The sequence below is a fragment of the Longimicrobiaceae bacterium genome, from assembly GCA_035696245.1.
Lineage (GTDB): Bacteria > Gemmatimonadota > Gemmatimonadetes > Longimicrobiales > Longimicrobiaceae > DASRQW01.
The window spans coordinates 1-18547 of sequence record DASRQW010000498.1 but is presented as its reverse complement, the minus strand read 5'-3'; the positions used below and the strand labels follow the sequence as shown (position 1 = coordinate 18547).

General features: G+C 71.7%; 16 protein-coding genes. All 16 read right to left on the bottom strand.

The genetic code is table 11. The annotated features are described in order from the left end of the window. Positions 1 to 31: 31 nt before the first annotated feature. Positions 32 to 4837: an invasin domain 3-containing protein gene (locus tag VFE05_22370; GenBank protein ID HET6232838.1), complete on the bottom strand. Its 4806-nt coding sequence runs from the start codon at positions 4835 to 4837 to the stop codon at positions 32 to 34. Between the two features lie 73 nt (positions 4838 to 4910). Beyond that, the gene (locus VFE05_22365) at positions 4911 to 5432 is read right to left on the bottom strand and encodes a hypothetical protein (GenBank protein ID HET6232837.1); all 522 of its coding nucleotides are present in this window, start codon (positions 5430 to 5432) and stop codon (positions 4911 to 4913) included. Between the two features lie 808 nt (positions 5433 to 6240). After that, a complete protein-coding gene (locus VFE05_22360; protein HET6232836.1) occupies positions 6241 to 7098 on the bottom strand; it encodes a tetratricopeptide repeat protein in 858 nt (285 codons plus the stop codon). A gap of 5 nt (positions 7099 to 7103) precedes the next feature. Beyond that, positions 7104 to 7637, bottom strand: coding sequence for a chemotaxis protein CheW (locus VFE05_22355; GenBank protein HET6232835.1), 534 nt, complete (start codon positions 7635 to 7637; stop codon positions 7104 to 7106). Continuing rightward, on the bottom strand, positions 7634 to 8386 hold the full coding sequence (locus VFE05_22350; GenBank protein ID HET6232834.1) for a chemotaxis protein CheW: 753 nt from the start codon (positions 8384 to 8386) through the stop codon (positions 7634 to 7636). Before VFE05_22350 ends, VFE05_22355 begins: the two co-directional genes overlap by 4 nt. Continuing rightward, positions 8383 to 9492: a chemotaxis response regulator protein-glutamate methylesterase gene (locus tag VFE05_22345; protein ID HET6232833.1), complete on the bottom strand. Its 1110-nt coding sequence runs from the start codon at positions 9490 to 9492 to the stop codon at positions 8383 to 8385. The genes VFE05_22350 and VFE05_22345 overlap by 4 nt, the downstream gene beginning before the upstream one ends. Next, positions 9482 to 9970 carry a chemotaxis protein CheD gene (locus tag VFE05_22340; protein ID HET6232832.1) on the bottom strand — a complete coding sequence of 163 codons (489 nt, stop codon included), beginning with the start codon at positions 9968 to 9970 and terminating at the stop codon, positions 9482 to 9484. The genes VFE05_22345 and VFE05_22340 overlap by 11 nt, the downstream gene beginning before the upstream one ends. Continuing rightward, positions 9967 to 10824 (bottom strand): protein-glutamate O-methyltransferase CheR, encoded by an 858-nt coding sequence (locus tag VFE05_22335; GenBank protein HET6232831.1) that lies wholly within the window; start codon positions 10822 to 10824, stop codon positions 9967 to 9969. The genes VFE05_22340 and VFE05_22335 overlap by 4 nt, the downstream gene beginning before the upstream one ends. Then, the gene (locus tag VFE05_22330; protein HET6232830.1) at positions 10821 to 12440 is read right to left on the bottom strand and encodes a DUF4388 domain-containing protein; all 1620 of its coding nucleotides are present in this window, start codon (positions 12438 to 12440) and stop codon (positions 10821 to 10823) included. Before VFE05_22330 ends, VFE05_22335 begins: the two co-directional genes overlap by 4 nt. Then, a complete protein-coding gene (locus VFE05_22325) occupies positions 12440 to 13639 on the bottom strand; it encodes a DnaA/Hda family protein (protein ID HET6232829.1) in 1200 nt (399 codons plus the stop codon). The genes VFE05_22330 and VFE05_22325 overlap by 1 nt, the downstream gene beginning before the upstream one ends. Before the next feature lie 7 nt (positions 13640 to 13646). After that, positions 13647 to 14261: a GTPase domain-containing protein gene (locus VFE05_22320; protein ID HET6232828.1), complete on the bottom strand. Its 615-nt coding sequence runs from the start codon at positions 14259 to 14261 to the stop codon at positions 13647 to 13649. Positions 14262 to 14322: 61 nt separating this feature from the next. Beyond that, on the bottom strand, positions 14323 to 14802 hold the full coding sequence (locus VFE05_22315) for a roadblock/LC7 domain-containing protein (GenBank protein ID HET6232827.1): 480 nt from the start codon (positions 14800 to 14802) through the stop codon (positions 14323 to 14325). Then, a complete protein-coding gene (locus VFE05_22310; GenBank protein ID HET6232826.1) occupies positions 14799 to 15152 on the bottom strand; it encodes a roadblock/LC7 domain-containing protein in 354 nt (117 codons plus the stop codon). The genes VFE05_22315 and VFE05_22310 overlap by 4 nt, the downstream gene beginning before the upstream one ends. Continuing rightward, the gene (locus tag VFE05_22305; GenBank protein ID HET6232825.1) at positions 15149 to 16459 is read right to left on the bottom strand and encodes a roadblock/LC7 domain-containing protein; all 1311 of its coding nucleotides are present in this window, start codon (positions 16457 to 16459) and stop codon (positions 15149 to 15151) included. The genes VFE05_22310 and VFE05_22305 overlap by 4 nt, the downstream gene beginning before the upstream one ends. Then, the gene (locus tag VFE05_22300) at positions 16456 to 17595 is read right to left on the bottom strand and encodes a DUF4388 domain-containing protein (GenBank protein HET6232824.1); all 1140 of its coding nucleotides are present in this window, start codon (positions 17593 to 17595) and stop codon (positions 16456 to 16458) included. Before VFE05_22300 ends, VFE05_22305 begins: the two co-directional genes overlap by 4 nt. Before the next feature lie 3 nt (positions 17596 to 17598). Continuing rightward, the coding region (locus VFE05_22295; protein HET6232823.1) for a tetratricopeptide repeat protein at positions 17599 to 18547 on the bottom strand (949 nt) is incomplete at its 5' end.

Here is an 18547-nt window from a genome sequence, read left to right as displayed (position 1 = left end):
GGCACCCCACCTTCTCTCCCGTCCCCGGACGTCACATGCTCGGCTGAGCGCAGGCCGAGCCGGCCGGCGAAGTGTTCAGGAAGCCTCCGGTGGAGGTGTTGGCGTTGATGCTGTTGGACGCGGTGTTCCGCGACAGCAGGTAGGTTCCGATGTCCGTCTGCGAGGTGGCGCCCGTCGCCGCGCCGGTGTACCCGGGCCAGCGCGAGGTGGTGCCGAAGCGCTGGTTCACCCGGATCAGGTTCTGCCGCCCGGCCACCGCGGCCGTGTTGAAGTTCGCGAGCGTGTTGCTCACGACGTCATAGCAGCCCACGTCCGTATCGTTGGGCGGGCCGCTCTGCATGCCGTGGGTGACCAGAATTCCGGACTGGGCGTTGTTCACCGTGGTGCCGGACTCCTGGATGTTGTTGCCCGTCACCGTAGCGTTGAACGTCCCGCTGCCGCCGAAGGCGAGCGCGTCGCCCGATCTCAGCGAGATCGCGCCGTCGGCCGAGCCGTTGATCTGGCGCAGCACGTTGTTGCTGATCTTCACCGTCGTAGAGCCCGGGCCGTGCTGGCTCGCGAAGATGCCGATGCCGGTGAACGAGCCCGAGTTGGCGACGCCCGACACGCCGATCGCATTGTTGTCGATCGTCCCGTTCATGTTCGTGCCGGCAGCCACGCGGTCGGCGCTGATCGCCGTGCCGTTGGTGTGTCGCACGGTGTTGCCCGAGATGTTGTACGCGTGGTTGCCGCCTGCCACCCAGATCCCGCCGGCACCGGCCAGCGCGCCGTTCGTGTTGTCCACGAAGTTGCCGGTGATGCGGGTGGTGCCCGAAGCCGTGCCCTGGATCAGCGAGTGGATCGCGTTGCCCCACCAGGCCAGGACGTTGTTGTTCCGGAACCGGACGTCGGCCGTGCCGTCCATCAGGTTGACCAGCAGCGCGGTGCCGCGCACGTCGCCCGTGCTGCCCTGCATGGTGCCCACCGAGTCGAAGGCGAGGACCAGCGAGTCCAGCGCGGGAGCGGTGCCGGAGATGTTCTCGATGCGGACCGCGTTGTAAGCCGCGCCGTCGAACCGCGAGTTAGTCAGCTTCACCGGCCCGCCGACGTCCACGAGCTGCACGTCGGACTCGTTGAACGAGCCGCCGCTGTTGTTGCTGTTCCCGTTCGTGCCCGTAAAGCGCGTCTTGTTCAGCGTGAAGCCGCGCACGCCCGTACCGTAGACGCCGTTGTTCTGGTGGCCGCTGAACGCCATCCAATTCAGGCTCACGTTGCGGGCGCCGTTCAGGTAGACGCCGTTGCCCGCGGTGGCGCCGTCACCGCCGGTCGCGTTCGTGATGGAGCCGCCCGAGCCCGCCGTGGAGCCGTCGCCGGCTACGGTGAGGCCCGCCGTCGTGCCGGTCGCGCTCAGCACGATGCCGTTGCTGCCGCCGGTGGCGCTAATGCTCTTGAAGTTGAGCCCGCCCGAGCCGATGGTCGTGCTCACCACGTTCAGCGCGATGCCGCCGGTGCTGGAGATGGTGCTGTTGTCCGTCGCGCCGTCCACGATCACGGTGCCGCCGCCGGTGGCATTGAAGCCGTTACCGGTGGTAGAGGCGATGACCAGGTTGCCGCCCGTGAAGCTGATGGTGGCGCCCGTGTTGTTGGTCAGGTTCACGCCCGCCGCGGCGCCGGAGCTGATCTTCTGGTTGGCGCCGCTGAAGGTGATCGTGTTGGTGCCGCTGTTGTTGCTGGTGACGGAGATGCCCTTCGCCGCCGTGGTCGGGTTGATGTCGTTCGAGAACGTCACCGCGCCGCCCGTCTTGCCCGAAACGTTCACCGCGAGGGTGGCCGTGTTCGTGATGGGCGCGGGGAAGGTGAACGAGCCGTTGCCGCCGCTGACCACGACCGCGTCGGCGGTCGCGCCGGAGAGCGCGTCGGAAGCCGTGCCGAGCGTGACCAGGCTCGAAGTCGCCACGTTCGACAGGAAGACGTTGTTCGTCCCGCCGGTCGAGCGGACCTGGGCGAAGCTGCCCGCCAGCGTGCCGGTGGTCAGGCTCAGCGCCTGCCCCGTGGTGTTGATGCCCAGCTCCGAGATGGTCAGCGTGCCGAAGCTGCTGCCGGTCAGAGTGCCCGACCCGCCCATGTTGAAGCCCCGGAGCGTGTTGCCGCTGCCCAGCGTGAGGCCGCCCAATACGGTGGGGCTCGCGCCGCCGATGGTGGGCTGCGTGGCCGCGTCGGCCGGCCAGGTCACGCCCGCCACGTTCTCGAACAAGGCGCCCGCCGCACCGCCGCCGATCAGCTTCTGGCCGGCGAGCAGCGTCACGCCGCCGGTGTAGCTGGTGCCGCTGGAGTGGAGGAAGATCACCTGGTTCGCAGCCGGCTTCGTGGCCGCTGCGAAGGCGCTCGACAGGTTGTTGAACGGTGCGTCGTACCGCCCGTCGCCGTTCGTCGCAGCGTCGGACTTCACGAACCAGACCGGTGCGGTCACCGTGAACGACACCGTGGCCGCCGCAGTCGTCCCGAACCCGTTGGTCAGCGTGTAGGTGAAGCCGGCCGGGCCGGTATAGCCGGCGTTCGGACGGAAGGCGAAGGTTCCAGTAAGCGAGTCCAGTGTGACGGTGCCGTTGCTCGCCGTGCTGAGCTTGACCTTCTTGGCGTCGCCTGCATCGTTCAGCATGACCGTGAACTGCGAACTCTTAGCCGTGTTGATCGGCACGTTGCCCAGCACGGATGAGTACGCATCGTCGGCTACCGCCGGACGGAAGCCCACGGCGATCGTGACTTGGCCATCCGACGTCCCGCGCACGTTGGTGATGCGGTAGTGGAAGACATAGTTGCCGGTAAAGCCGTCGGCCGGCCTGAAGATGACCGATCCGTTGGAGGCAACGCTCAGAGAACCGGACGTGTAGCCGGGAAGAGGCGACACGGTGGAGCCCGCCGCGTTGGTGGTGACCGTGCCGCCCAGGCTGTCCGCGCCGAACGACGTTATGGCCGCCAGCGGGAAGCCGAGGTCGTCGTTGGCCAAGACGCCGCTCGGCGCGATGGTGTCGGTCCGTGGGCTGCTGGCCGTGCTGTAGAAGGCATGGAACGGCTGGCCCGGCACGCTGGTCGGCGCCGGGGCCTCGTTCACCGCCACCGGTGCGGACTGCACCTGGAAGCCGTTGCTCTTGCCGACGACCGAGCCGGCGGTCGCGACGAGCGTGTCGACGCCCGTCGTGTTGATGGTGACGCTCTGTGACGCCAGGACACCCGCCGTGAACGCGGCGGTCGGCGAGCCGGCGGACACGTGGTTCGTCGGCAATGTCGTGAGAGTCGCCGTGCCCGTGAAGCCGGTCGCGACGTTTTCGAACGCGTCGCGCGCCGTGATCTTAACGTTGAAGGGCGCGTTGACGAGCTGGTCGGCAATCGCGCCGCCGCCGGCGGCCTCGACGATGAAATGCGTCGCGGCGGCGGGACCGAAGGCGACCGTTGCCGAGTCGTGGATCGCGGCGCCGTTCAGCGTGCCCGTCACCGTGTCGGTCCGCGTGATCGTGTCCTTCAGGTAGGCGGTGTACGTGCCGTTGTTCTTGTCGACGACGCTGGTCAGGGTACCATGGGTGGTGGCGAGCACCACGGCACCCGCACCGACCGAGTGCGTGATGTTGAAGCCCAGTCGCGAACGGATCTGCACCGTGATGAGCGAGCTGTCACCGGCCGCCGCGTTGGTCGGGTTCGCCGTGATCGTGCTGCTGTCCGCCGAGGGGGTGCGGACCACGATCGAAGCCGTGCCCGGATCGCGGGCCTCGCCCGTGGCCGTGGCCGTGATGGTGACGTTGCCGTCAGCCACTGCCGTGACCAGACCGTTCGTGCTGACCGTGGCCTTGGACCCGTCGCCGGTGCTCCACGTGATCGGCTGGCCGGTGGTCTGGCCCGTCACCGTGTGGGCCGAGGCGCTGAGCTGCACCGTGCCGCCCGCCTGCAGCGTGTCGGGCGAGGGAGCCACGTCCACGTAGCCGTTCTCGTGCTTCACCTTGGCGGCCACGTACACCTTGAAGGTGAACGTCGTGGCGGCCGGGTCGAGGTGGAACTGCCAGGTCTTGGCCGCCGACGTCTGGTTCTGCGCCAGGAGCTGCGGATAGCGGAAGAACGGCAGATTGCTGCCGCTCACGAAGTTCCCCGTCCCGTCTGGGTTGTTCACCGTCACCATGCCGGAAGGCACGCCGATAGGGCCGAGATGGAAGTAGACGCGCACGCCTTCCGCGTCCAGCGTTGTGCCGTCGGCCGTGCCGAGCGTCTGCGTGATGAGGTTCTGCACCGTCACGTCGGCGCTGAAGATGCCCGTGCCGGAGTTGAAGCTGGTGTTGGTCGAGGTCAACTTGACGAACAGGCCTTGGCTGCCCACGGTCGCTGCGCCGACGTTGTCCGAGCCCACGGCGGGCGTCTCGCTGCGGCAGGTCATCACGCCAGTAGCAACCGTCACCGAGCAGTCGAGCGCGTCGATCTTGGTGCCGCCGGTACCGTCGCCGGTGCCCTTGATCGCCTGGCCCACCGGGTAGCGCGACATGTCGCGCCCGGCGGCGTAGCCCGCGATCACCAGCGCGTCCATGGCGCTGACCTGCCCGTTGCCGTCCACGTCGGCGCCCGCCACGGTGTAGCCGGCGGGGAGCTGCTTGCCCACCACGTTCGCGATCACCGCGAGCGCGTCGAGCAGCGTCACCTGGCCGTCACCGTTGACGTCGCCCCAGATGGCCGGGGCGGCGTTGGACTGCGCGGTGGCCGCCGAAGCGGGAGAGGTGGCCGGCTGCCCCGCCGCGGTCTGCGCGGCTAAGGGGGCGGCGAGCCGCGCGGCGAAGACCGCGAGCAGGAGCAGGATGCGCCTGGAAGCTCTGGAGAACATGCGGATCGTCTCTGCTGAAGATGAAAGCCGGCAAAGCGCGCGGCGCCCCGGAAGGGCGCCGCGCGCGTCGTGACTACCGGCCGGACGTGCTGAAGAAGGGCTCGCCGGTGGAGACCGCCGAGGTCAGGTTCGCCAGGTCGCCGGCGCCCACGACCTCTTCCACCTTCACGCCGAACGCGCCGCGGGAAAGCTCGCCGTGCGTGGTGAAGCGCAGCTCCAAGACCGGCACGTCGCCCACGCCGTCGATGGAGGCGCCCGCGAAGCGCACGTGGCCGGGCGACACCTCGTTGGTCGCGCCGATGATGCCCGGCGGCAGGTCGGTGTGGTCGAGCGTCATGATGCGCGGGTCGTACGTGAGCTCGCCCTGGAAGCTGGCGAGCGACGGCGACACCTGCACGCGCTTGAGGTACAGCTCCACCTGTGCCGCGCTCTTGGTCTGGCTCGCGACCGAGATGAGCGGGTAGATGCCGCGCTCCAGGTTGGCGGGCAGCTCGCCCGTGCGGACGGGCGCGGTTGCGTCGCTGCACGCGGCCAGCAGGGCGAAGCCCGCCAGTGCGAGCGCGCGGCGCGCGGTGCGCGGGGTCGGCTTGTTCATTGCGCCTCCAGTGGTACCGAAAGATTCGACCCGCGGCACGAATGACGGTGCGGTCGCGAGCGAGGGGGCCGGCAGGCCTCCGCGGCCCACGTACGGGCGGCGGCGGAGGGTCGAGAGGGCGGCACGGGCGCCGCGGCGGGGGAGCGGTCTCCCGCGGACGCGGAGCGGCGGACGCCGCCTGTTGGGTTCGGGATCGGGGCACGCGATAGGGGCCGTGTGGCCGGGAGCCGGGAGGGCTCCGCGGAGGCGGTCTTTGGCGGTGCTCCGGATACGACGAGCGCCCCCGGAGACGAAAGCCCCGGGAAACGAGCTAAAGGGATAACGCAGGGAAGTGGTTTTGGCAATACCTTTTCGGACATCCGCGCATGGAAGTACGTGCGCGGCAGATGGGCAACGCGTTGGCAGGGACAAGGATGCCCCACGGGCCACCGGGAGGAGCAGCATACGCCATCCAACGCCGCGAATGGAGCGTGGATGCGCAATGTCGCAATCCCCTGCCCTTTCAGCGGGAACCCCTCGCGGCGCGGCGGTCCACGAGCCGCCGCAGGCGTCGCGAACGCGCCATTCCGGTGCCGGGCGAGCCCCACATGTTCCGCCGCACGTCCCACGTGGGGCAACGGTGACCCGTCCGCCGCGGCGTATGCCGCCGGCACCCGCGTCCGCGCCTGCGGATGATCGCTGTCGCGGAGCGGGGGACCTGTGCGCCATCCGCCGTCGTCAGACGCGGGGGAGATGGACAACGGACGGCGGGGCGCGGAATCGAATCCGCGCCCCGCCGTGTTTCATCGCCCGAAACAGGAATCGTCCATCAGTCGAACGTGACGGGCTGGCCGGCTTCGACCTTGGCGAGGGCCTTGCCGCAGCGCTCGCCCCAGAGGTTGAAGCGGTTCGTCTCCATGCCGGTGCGCCACGCCTCGGCGGCTTCCTTCTTCCGGCCTTCGAGGTAGAAGGCGTGGCCCATCTCCCAGTACGCCTCGAGCATGTTGGGGCCCAGCTCCAGCGTCTTCCGGAAGAACGAGCGCGCGTCGTCGTACATCTCCCGTTCGAGGTAGACGAGGCCCATGTAGAAGTGGGCGTAGAGCGTGGCCTTGCGGTCGTCGTCCAGGCGGATGGCGCGGGACAGGTGCTCGATCGCTTCGCCGAAGATGCCCTTCTTGAGGCAGATGTAGCCCAGGTTCACGCGGGCCAGGGCGTTGTTCGGGTCCTTGCTGAGCACCTTGTAGTAGGTGTACAGCGCCTCGTCGTACTGCTCGCGCAGCATCTGCGCCCAGCCCAGCAGGCTCTCGGCCTGGGGGTCGTTGGGCGCCAGCTCCAGCGCGCGCTCCAGCTCCTTAACGGCGCGCCCGTGGTCGCCGGCGGCGATGGCGCTCCAGCCGCGCTCGACGTAGGTGGAGCTGCCGAGGTGGTCGGAGTAGGTGGAGCCGGAGGGCTGCGCGGCGGCAGGGGCGCCCGGCGCGGCGGCGGCGATGGCCTTATACCGGTCCACCAGCTCGCGGATCCGCTCCTTGAACGCGGTGAGCTGGTCCAGCGCGGACTCGGTCTCGCGGAAGAGGCCCACGATCTCCTGGCGCACGCGCTCGCGCTCGGCGGGCTTGACCTCCTCCAGCTCGCGGGAGATGCGGTCGTAGCGCGCCTGGAAGGCGGCGAGCAGCTCTTCGCCGGTCATCTCCCTCAGACCTGGCTGGACGGCTGGGGCGCCGCCGCGCCCTCGTCTGCCGGGGCGCCGCCCGCGTACGCCTCGAGCAGGGCGATGCGCTCCTGGGTGGAGAGGATGCGCTCCATGTCCACGAGCACGACAAGGCGCTGCTCCAGGCGCACGATGCCGCGCAGGAACTCCGCCGCGAGGCCCTTGAAGTAGCGCGGTGGCGGCGCCACGCTCGTCTCCGGAACGCGAAGGACTTCCGTGACGGAGTCGACCACCAGGCCCAGGCGCTCGCCGGCGAAGTCGACCAGGACGATGCGGGTGTCGTCGTCGGTGGCGGCGTTCGCCAGCTCGAAGCGCTTGCGCAGGTCGACCACCGGCACCAGGGTGCCGCGCACGTCGATGACGCCCTCCACGAACTCCGGGGCTTTGGGGACGGGCGTGACCTCCTGCCAGCGCAGGATCTCGTGGACGGCGAACACGTCCAGCCCGAACTCCTCGCCGCCAAGGCGGAAGGTGACGAGCTGCACCTGGGGCACCGCCTGCTGCCGTACGTTTCTCACGGGGTTTCCCCAAGGGACAGGGTGGTCTGCTCGCGGAGGACCTCCGCGAGGTCGACGAGGCTCACGAGCCGGCCGTCCACGCGCGCCACGCCGGCCGAGTACGCGTCGCCCGCTGCGGCGGACGGGGCGGGGCGATACGAGCCGGACGGCAGCGTGACGACCTCCAGCACCGCGTCGGCCGCGACGCCGATGCGGCCCTCGGCCGTGCCGACGACGAGGACGGCGGGCTGGCGCGACGGGTCCAGCGCGAGGTCCAGGAACGGCGCCACGTCCAGCACCGGCACCAGCTCGCCGCGCAGGCGAAGCACGCCCACGATCCGCGCGGGCGTGTCGGGAAGACGGTGGATGGGCTGCCGCGTCACCACCTCCTCGACGAGAAGCACGTCGCAGGCGTGGAGCTCGCCGCCGATCTCGAAGACGACGACCTGCACCGCCTCGTCCGCCTCCACGCGCTCGCGGAAAGGCGCGACCGGGGGACCGGCGGACTCGTCCGCATCTCCCGAGCCCGCGTGCGCCTCCGCCAGGGCGGCGAGATGGCCGTCCGGAAACGCCGTCTGCCGCGCATCGGCCGAGAAGCCGCCGGAACGCGCATCGGCCGACGAGGCGGCGGGATTCGCATCTGCCGGCACCGGCGCGGGGACGGAAATCTCTCCCGCCGAGAGCCCACGGGCGAAGGCGCGGAGCGAATCCACCGGCGCCGCGTCTCCATCTCCCGGCTTCGATCCCCCATCCTTCCTCTCGCCGCTCACGCGTCCACACTCCGTTCGGCGGCGGCGAGGCGCGAGCCCATGGCCAGGACCTCGGCCGTGAGCGCGTCGGCGACGGCGCCGAGCGGGACGACGCGCTGGGCCCACTCGGCGGCGGCCTGCGGCATCCCGAAGATGACGGAGGTGGCGCGGTCCTGCACGATGCCCGTGCCGCCCGATTCGACCATCACGCGCAGCCCTTCGGCCCCGTCGCGGCCCATGCCGGTGAGCACGGCGCCCACGGTGCGGGCGCCGTAGACGTCCGCGACGCTACGGAAGAGGTGGTCGGCCGCGGGACGCACGCCCCAGACCGTGGGGCCGCGGTCCAGCGCGACGCGCACCACGCCGTCCGGGGCGCGGACGACGCGCATGTGGAAGTCGCCCGGGGCGAGGTAGACGTGCCCGGCGCGGACCTCCTCGCCGTCCTCGGCCTCCGTCACCGGCACCTCCGCCACGCCGTCCAGCCGCTCGGCGAACGTGCGGGTGAAGCGTGCCGGCATGTGCTGGACGATGAGCACCGCCGCGGGGAACGGCGCCCGCAGCCCGGCGATCACCTCCGCCAGCGCCCGCGGCCCGCCGGTGGAGGCGGCGATGGCGACGGCCATGTCCGGCGACGCGCCGTCCGTCCGCGCCGCCCGCTGCGGGCTCGCCGCGCCGGGACGGGCGACGTGGACGCGGATGTTCGAGAGGTTGGCGGAGGCGGCGGCCCGCAACGCTTCCAGCAGCCGGTCCGAGACCGTCTCCAGGTTCAGCGAGATGGTGCCCGACGGCTTGGCGACGAAGTCCACCGCGCCGTAGTCCAGCGCCCGCAGCGTCGCCTCGCCGCCCTCGGTCGTGTAGGCGGAGAGCATGACCACGGGCCGCGGCGTCTCGCTCATGATGTAGCCGAGCGCGGCCAGGCCGTCCAGCCCCGGCATCTCCACATCCATCGTCACCAGGTCGGGGTCGAGCTGGTGGATCTTGCGCAGGGCGTCGTTGCCGTCGCGGGCGGTGCCTACGACGCGGAACTCCGGGGCGCCCGAGACCATGTCGCTGATGACGCGCCGCATGAAGGCGCTGTCGTCCACGACCAGGACCGAGTGCTTCCGGGGGCGCGCGTCAGAGGACAATGTCGCCCTTCCCCACCGACGAGACGACGGTGCGGCCCTCGCCCACCCAGAAGCGGACCGAGCGCCCGTAGTCGGCGCCCACCTCCTCGGCGACGATGGGGATCCCCGCCTTCCGAAGCGCCTCGCGCGAGGCGCGCACGTTGCGCTCGCCCATGTTGAGCGAGCCCGGGCCCATGAGCGAGGCGAACATCGACGCGCCGCCCACCAGGCGCGCCTCCAGCCGCCCGGCGCGCGCGCCCAGCCGGCCCATCTCCTCCAGCAGTAGCGGCACGGCGGTGGCGGCGAACTTGGCCGGGTTGCTGGCGTCGCGCGCCAGCGACGGCTCGGGGAGGAGGACGTGCGCCATGCCGCCCACGCCCGCGGCGCGGTCCTGCAGCACGATGGCGACGCAGCTGCCCAGCCCCAGCGTGACGAGGACGTCTTCCTTCCCCCCCACGGCGTGCTGCGCGACCTTGACGAAGCTCTGTCTTGGCGTCATGCGGGTTTCTGGAAGATGCGCTCGCGGTTGTTCACCGCGCGGAAGAGCGTGCGTGCCGGCCCGATCAGCGTCTCGACCTTCCCCATCACCAGGAAGCCGCCGGGCACCAGCGCGTCGTAGAAGCCCTTGAAGAGCCGCTCCTGGATCTCGCGGTCGAAGTAGATGACCACGTTGCGGCAGAAGATCAGGTTCTGCTCCGGCGGCGGCGGCTCGGAGATCAGGTCGCGCCGCACGAAGGCCACGTTGCGCTGCACCTCGGGGCGGATGCGGTACGGCGGGCCGGGCGAGAACCAGCGCTCGCGCACCGCCTGGGGCGTCTCCTGGAGCGACAGGTCGGGATACTCGCCCCGCTGCGCCGCCTCCAGGCTGCGCCGGTCGATGTCCGTCCCCAGCACGTGCAGCCGCGCGAGGTCGGCCCCGCGCCCGTGCTTCTCGGCCCACTCGCGGGCGAGGATGGAGACGGTGTACGCCTCCTCGCCGCTGGACGAGCCGGCGCTCCACACCCGTAGCTGGTGGGTGCGCATGTCGAAGAGCGGCGGCAGCACCAGCTGCTCCACGGCGCGCCACGTCTCCAGGTTGCGGAAGAACTTGGTGACGTTGATGGTCAGCGTGTCGAGCAGCGTCTCGTACTCCGCCGGCTCGCGGTCCAGCAGCTGGCCGTACTCGGCGAAGCTGGCCTTGCCGCGCGCCCGCATGCGCACGGCGATGCGGCGGCGCAGGCACTTGTCCTTGTAGAACTGGCAGTTGAAGCCGCGGTCGCGCTCGATCTTCACCTTCAGCTTCTCCAGCTCTTCGTCGTCGCCCTCCAGCGTGAGGGGCAGGAACGGGGGCGGGGCGGACGGCGGCCGGTTCATCGCAGCACGTTCTCCACCAGCTCCAGGTTGGTGCGCACCACGGTGTTGTGCGGGTTGATGCCCAGCGCCCGCCGCCACAGCCGCACCGCCTCTTCGCGCTCCATCTTCTTGTAGTGGATGTTGCCCAGCCGGAAGTAGGTGTCGTCGCCCAGCTCGGGGGCGATCTTGAGCGCGCGCCGGTACGCCTCGGCCGCCTCGTCGTACGCGCCGCGGCGGTAGAGCGCATCTCCGAGTGACTTCTCGGCCTGCGGCAATTCCGCGTCCTCCTCCGTCGCGCGCTTGTATGCGGCCTCGGCCAGCTCCCACTCGCCGCGGCGCTCGCGGACGGCGCCGGCGTGCAGGTGGATGGGCGCCGAGTGGGGATGCAGGGCGATGCCCTCGTCGGCCAGCGCGAGCGCGGCGTCGAGGCGGCCCGCGGCGGCCTCGGCCAGCAGCGCGAAGGCGAAGTACGCCGCGGGCGGCCGCGCATCTCCCATCAGCGAGCGGTACTCCGCGAACGCCTCGGCCGCGGGGTGGACCTCGCCCTGCTTCAGGAGCAGGATGGCGCGGGAGAGGAGGACCGCGGGGCGGCGGGCGGCCAAGCGAAACGCCTGGTCGGCCGCGATGCGCGCGTCAGGCAGCCGACCGATGCGCTCCAGCGCCAGCGACATGTCGTGGAACGCCGCGGCGCGCGGGCCGCCGACCTCGATCACCTCGCGCAGGTAGCGGATGGCGAAGCGGTCGTCGCCGTTGCGCAGGCCGATGAGCGCCAGGTGGAAGCGGGAATCGAGGCTGTGCGGCTGGAGCTCGGCCACGCGCTTGAACTCGCGGGTGGCCTCTTCGTACATCCCCGTCTTGTAGAAGGCGACGCCCAGGTTGCGGTGCTCGTCGATGCGCGCCTGCGGCACCTCGCGCACCGCTTCGGCCGCGCGGCGGCCGACGGGATGGGCGAAGCCGGCCTGGATGAGGCCGAAGATGGCCTTGCCCACGTCGAACTCCACCATCCCCGACTCGTCGATGATCTCCTGCACGCTGCGCCGCCCGTCGATGAGCGGCAGGATCTTGCGCTGCTCCTCGGACAGCTCGATGCCGTCCACCGGCTTGGAGCGGTCCAGCTCGAAGACCAGCTCCAGCGACGAGATCTTCTTCTCGATCAGGCTCCACTCGTCGATGCGGCGGGCGCCTTCGAGGAGCAGGTTCTCCGGGTTGATGGAGACCAGCATGGCCCCTTCGTCGGGCCGCTGCTCGGCCTCGAAGTAGAAGGAGCCCTGCGACCAGGTGAAGAGGAAGTAGACTGCCTCCTCGATCTGGATGCGGATGTACTGCTCCAGCTGCTCGCGCGTGATGGCGCCGCGGCGGATCAGGATCTCGCCCAGGCGCAGGCCGGGGTGCGCGCCCTGGTCCTCGATGGCGGCGTTCAGCTCGGCGGCGCGGACGAGGCCGTTCTTCACCAGCAGGTCGCCCAGCCGGTCGCGCCGGTTGACGATGCTGGCGTACGTGATGCGCCCGCGGTCGAAGTAGATGTAGCCGAAGTTGGACCGGTCGGTCACCGCCAGGCACCCCGTCTTCTGCCCCATGGCCAGAAGCTGGAGCACGTCGGGGAGCGAGGCCTCGCGCAGGTTTCCCTTGATGGCCATCAGCCCACCTCTTCGATGATGCGGTCGTCCAGCGCCACCCACGACCACGCCACCTTCTCGGCGTTGAAGAACCAGCGGTCCACGCGCGGCCCGGGCTCCGCGGGCTTCCCGGCGGGATCGGCGGCGCGGCGGCTGGCCTCGGCGCGGGCGGCTTCGACCAGCGCCTCCGCCTCGGCGGCGCGGTCCGGGTCCTTGAGGAGCGGGGACGACGAGGCGCGTCCCTCGATCTTCTCCAGCTCCGCCGCGGCGGCGCGGAGCCGGTCCACGTCGGCCGAGAACCCGGAGATGAGCGATTCGACGTCGGGAGCGGAGTCGGTCTCCAGCGCCTCTTCCAGGCGGCGGCAGCGGATGCCCTCGCCTTCCCAGCGCAGGATGGCCTCCGCCAGCGTCTTGCGCCACGGGGCGGCTTCGACCAGCTGCTCGACCGTGAACGCGATATCGGAGAGGAACGCGCTGAACTCGTCGACCGGCGCCGCGGCTTCGGCCGGGGCGAGCAGGGACGCGACCTCGTCGGCCGGCAGCGGGCGGCCTTCCGCGCGCTGCACCTCGCCGAGGCGGCCGACGCCGCGCTGGAGGTCGTGGCCGCCGTCCAGCGGCAGCCCGGCGATCGCTTCCGCGGCGCCGCCGGAGAGCTCCACACCGCCGTCCCGCGCCGCCTGCTCCACGATGGCGAGCCTCGTCTCCACCTCGGCCGGGGCGATGTCGACGGTGAGGCCGCCGGAGAGGCGGGCGCGCAGCGCGTCGGACAGCCCGTCGATCTCCGGCGGCGGCCGGTCGCCGGCGAGCACGAACTGCACGCGGGTGCGGTCGATGGCGTCCCACAGGCGCAGCAGCTCGTCCTGCGTGCGCGTCATTCCCGCGAGCATCTGCACGTCGTCCAGCAGCAGCAGCTCCGCGTCCACGTACGCGTCGCGCCACGCCTCGACCGTGCCCGAGGCGACGGCGGCGGTGAGTCCGTCCACCAGCTGCTCGGCCGTCTGGTAGACGACGCGCAGGTCCGGGCGCACGGTGCGCGCCAAGCCGCCGACGGCGTGGAGCAGGTGCGTCTTGCCCACGCCGCGCCCGCCGTACAGGAAGAGGGGGTTGTAGCTGGTGCCCGGCGACTCGGCGGCGCGCCGGGCGGCGGCCGCGGCCATGCGGCTGCCGGGACCGGCGACGAAGGTGTCGAAGGTGAAGCGGGGGTCCTGCTCGAACGTCATGACGTCATCATCCCTGCGCCTGCGTCACCGCGCGCCCGAAGCGCTGCGACAGCCGCCGCAGCACCAGCTCGCTGATGCCGCGCAGCGTGTCGAACACGCCGGCGCCGGCCAGCGCGCGGGCTTCGAAGCGCGGCAGGTTGCGGTAGTTGAGCAGGTCGTCCATCTCCTCCACGCTCATCACGTCCGGCAGATCGCGCTTGTTGTACTGGAGCACCATGGGAATGGTGCGCGGGTCCACGCCCTGCTCCAGCAGGTTTACCTGCAGGTTGCGGAAACTCTCCACGTTCTCCTGCTGCTGCGCGCGTTGCGAGTCGCCCACGAAGACCACGCCATCGGCGCCCTGGAGCACGAGCTTGCGGGTGGCGTCGTAGTACACCTGCCCCGGCACGGTGTAGAGCTGGAACTTGGTCTGGAACCCGGAGATGGTGCCCAGGTCCAGCGGCAGGAAGTCGAAGAACAGGGTGCGGTCGGTCTCGGTGGCGAGCGAGACCATGCGGCCGCGGCGCTCCTCGGGCACCTGGCCGTGCACGTACTGCAAGTTGGTCGTCTTCCCGGACCGGCCCGGCCCGTAGTAGACGATCTTGCTGGTGATCTCGCGGGTCGAGTAGTTGACCAGAGACATGCGGTGTTCCTCTTCCCGTCAGGCGCGGCCGGCGCGGTGTGGCGCGGGTGTGCGCAAGGTCCTAGACGTTTCCGAAAAAATGGTCGAGCCCCGCTTCCAGGTCGCGCTCGAAGCTGGCGGCATCTCCCGTTGGGCGCGCGGCGCTCCAGCCCGGCAGCCGCCCCACCTCGCCCACGAGCTGGTCGAAGAAGACGCGCACCAGGCCCAGCGACGAGTCCTCGCCGAACACGGTGATCAGGATCAGCTCCTCGGCCGGGGTGCGGAAAGGGCCGATGAAGACCTGGCCCGCGCTGCCCGCCTGGTGCAGGTGCCTGAAGCCGTCCATGTGCAGCAGCCGGGCGATGGCGCGCGACGATGCGTGGATGCCGGCGCCCAGCGCCGCGACGCCCATCACGTCCAGCGCGCGCGCGAAGCCGCGCTGGGCGAGGACCTGGCCGCTCTCGTTGATGAGCAGCACCAGCCGCACGCCGGCCTCCCGCGCGAACCGCTCCACCGGGCCCGCCAGGTCACCGACGTACTGCTCCAGGTCGGCGCGCCTCATCCCAGCGCCCCGGCCACGCGCGCGGCCTCCAGGCGCACCAGGCCCACGTTGACCCAGCTCTCGGCGACGACGACGAGAAGGAGGTCGCCCAGCTGCGGCGGCGCGGCGGCGAAGAGCAGGCCGTCGTCGCCCTCGACCTGGAGGAACGAGGCGCCGCCGAAGTCCGCCGCCTGCACCGAGCGGCGCGCGCGGCGGAAGAGCGAGGCGACCAGCGCGGCCACGGCCTCGCCGGGGACGCCGATCATCAGGTCTTCCTCGACGACCAGGCCGTCCTCGGCGGCGACGATCATGGAGCCGCGGACGCCGCGGACGGCGTTGACGCTCGCGAGAAGCTCCGCGTAGGCGCTCACGGGCGCCCCCCGCCGGAGCCCGCGAAGCGCGCGGCGGCATCCAGCGCGCGGGCGGCCACGCGGAGGACTCGCCCGGTGGGCACCTCGCGGCGCGCTGCGACTGCGAGCATGCCGCCGTCTTCCGTGGGGGCGATGCGGACCGTGGCGTCCGGCGTCTCCAGCAGGATGCCGCGCCACTTGCCGAGGCTCAGGTGGCGGATGGCGCGCTCGGCCTCGGACGAGGCGCCGGAGAGGACGGCGGCGATCTCCGGCCCGCGGTCGCGACCGTTCACCTGCATCTCGCCTGCAAGCACGTAGCCGTGGTCGTCCAGCAGCACCGCGCCCACCACCCCGCGCTCCGCCGCGAACCCGCGGAACTCCTCTTCGAGCGTGTCCCACACCTCGCCCGTCGCGCCGCCAACCGACGCCGGAGCGGCATCTCCCCTCGCCCTTGCCGCATCCGCCGAAGCGGCCGACGACGGGCGATCGGATGTCGCCGCCGAATCTCCACTCGCTGCGCCAGACGGAGCCGCGGCCCGCTGTGCATCTACCGCGTCAGTGGATACGGCCGCCGTCGCAGGCTGCGCATCAGCAGAGACGGTAGATACAGACGCTGTCGTCGCCTGCACATCTGCCGAGGCGTTGGATGCGGGCGGCGTCGCCTGCCGTGCATCTCCCGAGTCGGTAGATGCGGATGCCGTCGCCGGCCGCACATCTGCCGACTGGGGCGAGGCCGTTGCCTGCGCCGCATCCGCCGAGATGACGGGGGATGCCGGGCGGGGCACTTCGGCCGATGCGACGGGAGCGGCGGGACGAGGCGCATCTACCGATCCACCAGCGGTTTGCGGCTGCGCGGAGCCGGATGCGGGCTGCGTCTCGGGCTGCGGCTTGGGCGTGGTGACGGGGACGCCGATGCCGCCCGCGCGCTGCCGCGCGTTCGCGAGGGCTTCGGCGACCTCGGCGTCGGCCGGGTTGTCCGTGGCGGCGCGGGAGAGGTGGCGCGCGGCGGCGGCCCACTCGCCGCGGTCGGCGCACAGCAGCCCGACGGCGCGCCTCGCCATCCGGTGCTCGGGCGACAGGTGCAGCGCGATGTCCCACTCGTCGAAGGCGCGCACGCCGTCGCCCGCCTCGCGGTACAGCAGGCCGAGCAGGTAGTGCGCCTCTACGTTGGTGGGGTTGCGCTCCAGCCCGCGGATGCAAAGGCGCAGCGCGGCGTCCTGCCGCCCCTGCGACCGGTACGCGGCTGCCAGCGGCACGAACGCCATGCTGCCGGGATCGCGCGCCACCTCCTCGCTCCACTGGCGCACCTGCTGGGGCGTGGCGCTCACAGGCCCTCCTCGTCCATCACCAGGCGCAGCACCTCGGCGGCGGCCTGGGCGCGGAGGGCCACGTCGCGGCGGCGCGGCTCGGGATCGCCCAGGCGCAGGTACGTGTCCCACGCCTCCTGCGCGCGGCCCAGGTCGCCGGTGTGCGCGGCGGCGAAGCCCAGGTGGTAGTGCACCTGCGGCGCCAGCGGGTCCAGCGCGGCGGCGCGGCCGAGCGAGTGCAGCGACTCGGCCCAGCGGCCCACGCGGCGCTGCGCCTCGGCCAGCATCAGGTAGACCTCCGGCCGGTCGGAGTGGGCGCGCACCAGGTCGTCCAGCATGCGCCGCGCGCGCTCCGCCGCCCCGTCGCTGAGCGCCAGCCGCGCCTCGCCCAGTGCGTCGCGCAACGGACGGTCGCGGGCGGCGCCGGCGACCTCGGGGGCGCGCTCCTCCACGATCTCCACCACGCCGGTGCTCACCAGGCCGAAGACGATCTTGGCGACGTCGAAGTCGCTGCGTCCCAGCCCGCCCGCGATCTCCTTCATCGTCCGCGCGCCGTCGATCTCCGCCAGGACCTCCCACTCGGCCGGGTGCAGGTCCAGCGTGGCGCCCTCGGCGCTGTCGCCCACCAGCGCCGGGATCACCCCCATGTGGGGGATCTTCGACTCCAGCGTGCTCCACTCGTCGATGCGGCGCGCCGCCTCCATCAGCAGCGACTCGGTGCTCACGCGCACCGAGATGGGGCCGGGCGGCGGCGTGACCGCCTCTTCGAAGCGGAAGTAGCCGTCCTTCCATTGGATCAGGTCGAAGACCGTCTCCTGGATCTGGAAGCGGAGCTGCCGCGCGACGTCCGCCGGAGCCACGGTGCCCTGCTCGACCAGGATGGCGCCCAGCGGCGTGCCCGGACGGCGCTGCTGCACCCGCCGCGCGCCCTCCACGTCCGCCTCCGTCACCTTGCCGGCGCGGAGCAGCAGGTGGCCGATGCGCTCGGTGCTGCCAGGGAGCTCGGCGGCCACCACCGCGCCGCGGTCGAAGCGCACCAGGGCGGGCTTGGCCTTGGCCTCGCTGGTGATGCTGAGCACGCCGGACTTGCGCGACAGGTCCAGGAGCTGGAAGACGTCGCTGAGCGCCAGCTCGCGGAGCGGTCCCTCGATGGCCATCGGCTACGTGCCCGCGGTTTGGAAGACGCGCGCCAGGTCCAGCGCGGTCGCGATGTTGTCTCGCGCCAGGGCGGCGTACGGCCCCTCGGGCGCCGCGTCCACCGTGCGGCGCCAGAACGAGATGGCCTCGCGGAAGTGCCGCTCCTCGCCCGCGACCACGCCCAGGTGGAAGAGCGCGTCGGCCCGCGAGGCGTCGAACTTGAGCACGCGGCCGAAGGCGTGGCGCGCGTCGTCCCGCCGCCCCTCGTCCCCCAGCACTAGGCCGAGCAGGACCAGCGCCTCGAAGTGGTACGGGTCGCCCGCGAGCAGGTCGACCAGCGCCAGCCGCGCCTCCGCCGGCTGCTTCGCGGCGCGCAGGGCGGAGGCGAGCAGATACGCGGCGTCGGCGTACGTCGGCAGCACGTCCAGCGCGGCGCGGCTCTCCGCGACCGCATCCGCCGCACGCCCGCCGTCCAGCAGCAGGCGCCCCAGCTCCACGCGCGCCGCGACGAACTCCGGGTCGAGCGAGACGGCCTTCCGCAACGCCTTCTCCGCATCCGCCGTCCGCCCCGCCGCCAGCGCCGCACGGCCCAGGTGCCGCATCAGCGACGCGTCCGCCGGGTCGAGCGCGCACGCGTGGGAGAAGACGCGCATCGCATCCACCGCCTCGCCCTGGAGCAGCAGCGCCTCGCCGAGGACCTGCAGGTTCTCGCGGTCGTCGGGCGCGTGCTTCCGCACCGTCTCCGCCGCCTCGCGCGCGTCTGCCGGGCGGTGCAGGCGCAGCAGCGCGCGGGCGCGTCCGCTCCACGCGCGCGCCGCCTCGGGCGACCACTCCGCGCCTTCCAGGCGGACGAGCGCCGCGTCGAACCGCTCCAGCGCCTCGCCGTCCAGCCCCTGACGAAGATATACCTGCGCGGTGAGCAGCGACGCCTCCACGGGGTCGGCGCCCGCGAGCGCGGCGCGGCGCACTTCG

What these genes read in the sequence shown, in the direction of transcription:
- VFE05_22335 (HET6232831.1), bottom strand. Translation starts at nt 10,824, where the DNA reads ATGAACCGGCCGCCGTCCGCCCCGCCCCCGTTCCTGCCCCTCACGCTG.
- VFE05_22360 (HET6232836.1), bottom strand. Translation starts at nt 7,098, where the DNA reads ATGACCGGCGAAGAGCTGCTCGCCGCCTTCCAGGCGCGCTACGACCGC.
- VFE05_22340 (HET6232832.1), bottom strand. Translation starts at nt 9,970, where the DNA reads ATGACGCCAAGACAGAGCTTCGTCAAGGTCGCGCAGCACGCCGTGGGG.
- VFE05_22370 (HET6232838.1), bottom strand. Translation starts at nt 4,837, where the DNA reads ATGTTCTCCAGAGCTTCCAGGCGCATCCTGCTCCTGCTCGCGGTCTTC.
- VFE05_22325 (HET6232829.1), bottom strand. Translation starts at nt 13,639, where the DNA reads ATGACGTTCGAGCAGGACCCCCGCTTCACCTTCGACACCTTCGTCGCC.
- VFE05_22315 (HET6232827.1), bottom strand. Translation starts at nt 14,802, where the DNA reads ATGAGGCGCGCCGACCTGGAGCAGTACGTCGGTGACCTGGCGGGCCCG.
- VFE05_22365 (HET6232837.1), bottom strand. Translation starts at nt 5,432, where the DNA reads ATGAACAAGCCGACCCCGCGCACCGCGCGCCGCGCGCTCGCACTGGCG.
- VFE05_22300 (HET6232824.1), bottom strand. Translation starts at nt 17,595, where the DNA reads ATGGCCATCGAGGGACCGCTCCGCGAGCTGGCGCTCAGCGACGTCTTC.
- VFE05_22330 (HET6232830.1), bottom strand. Translation starts at nt 12,440, where the DNA reads ATGGCCATCAAGGGAAACCTGCGCGAGGCCTCGCTCCCCGACGTGCTC.
- VFE05_22320 (HET6232828.1), bottom strand. Translation starts at nt 14,261, where the DNA reads ATGTCTCTGGTCAACTACTCGACCCGCGAGATCACCAGCAAGATCGTC.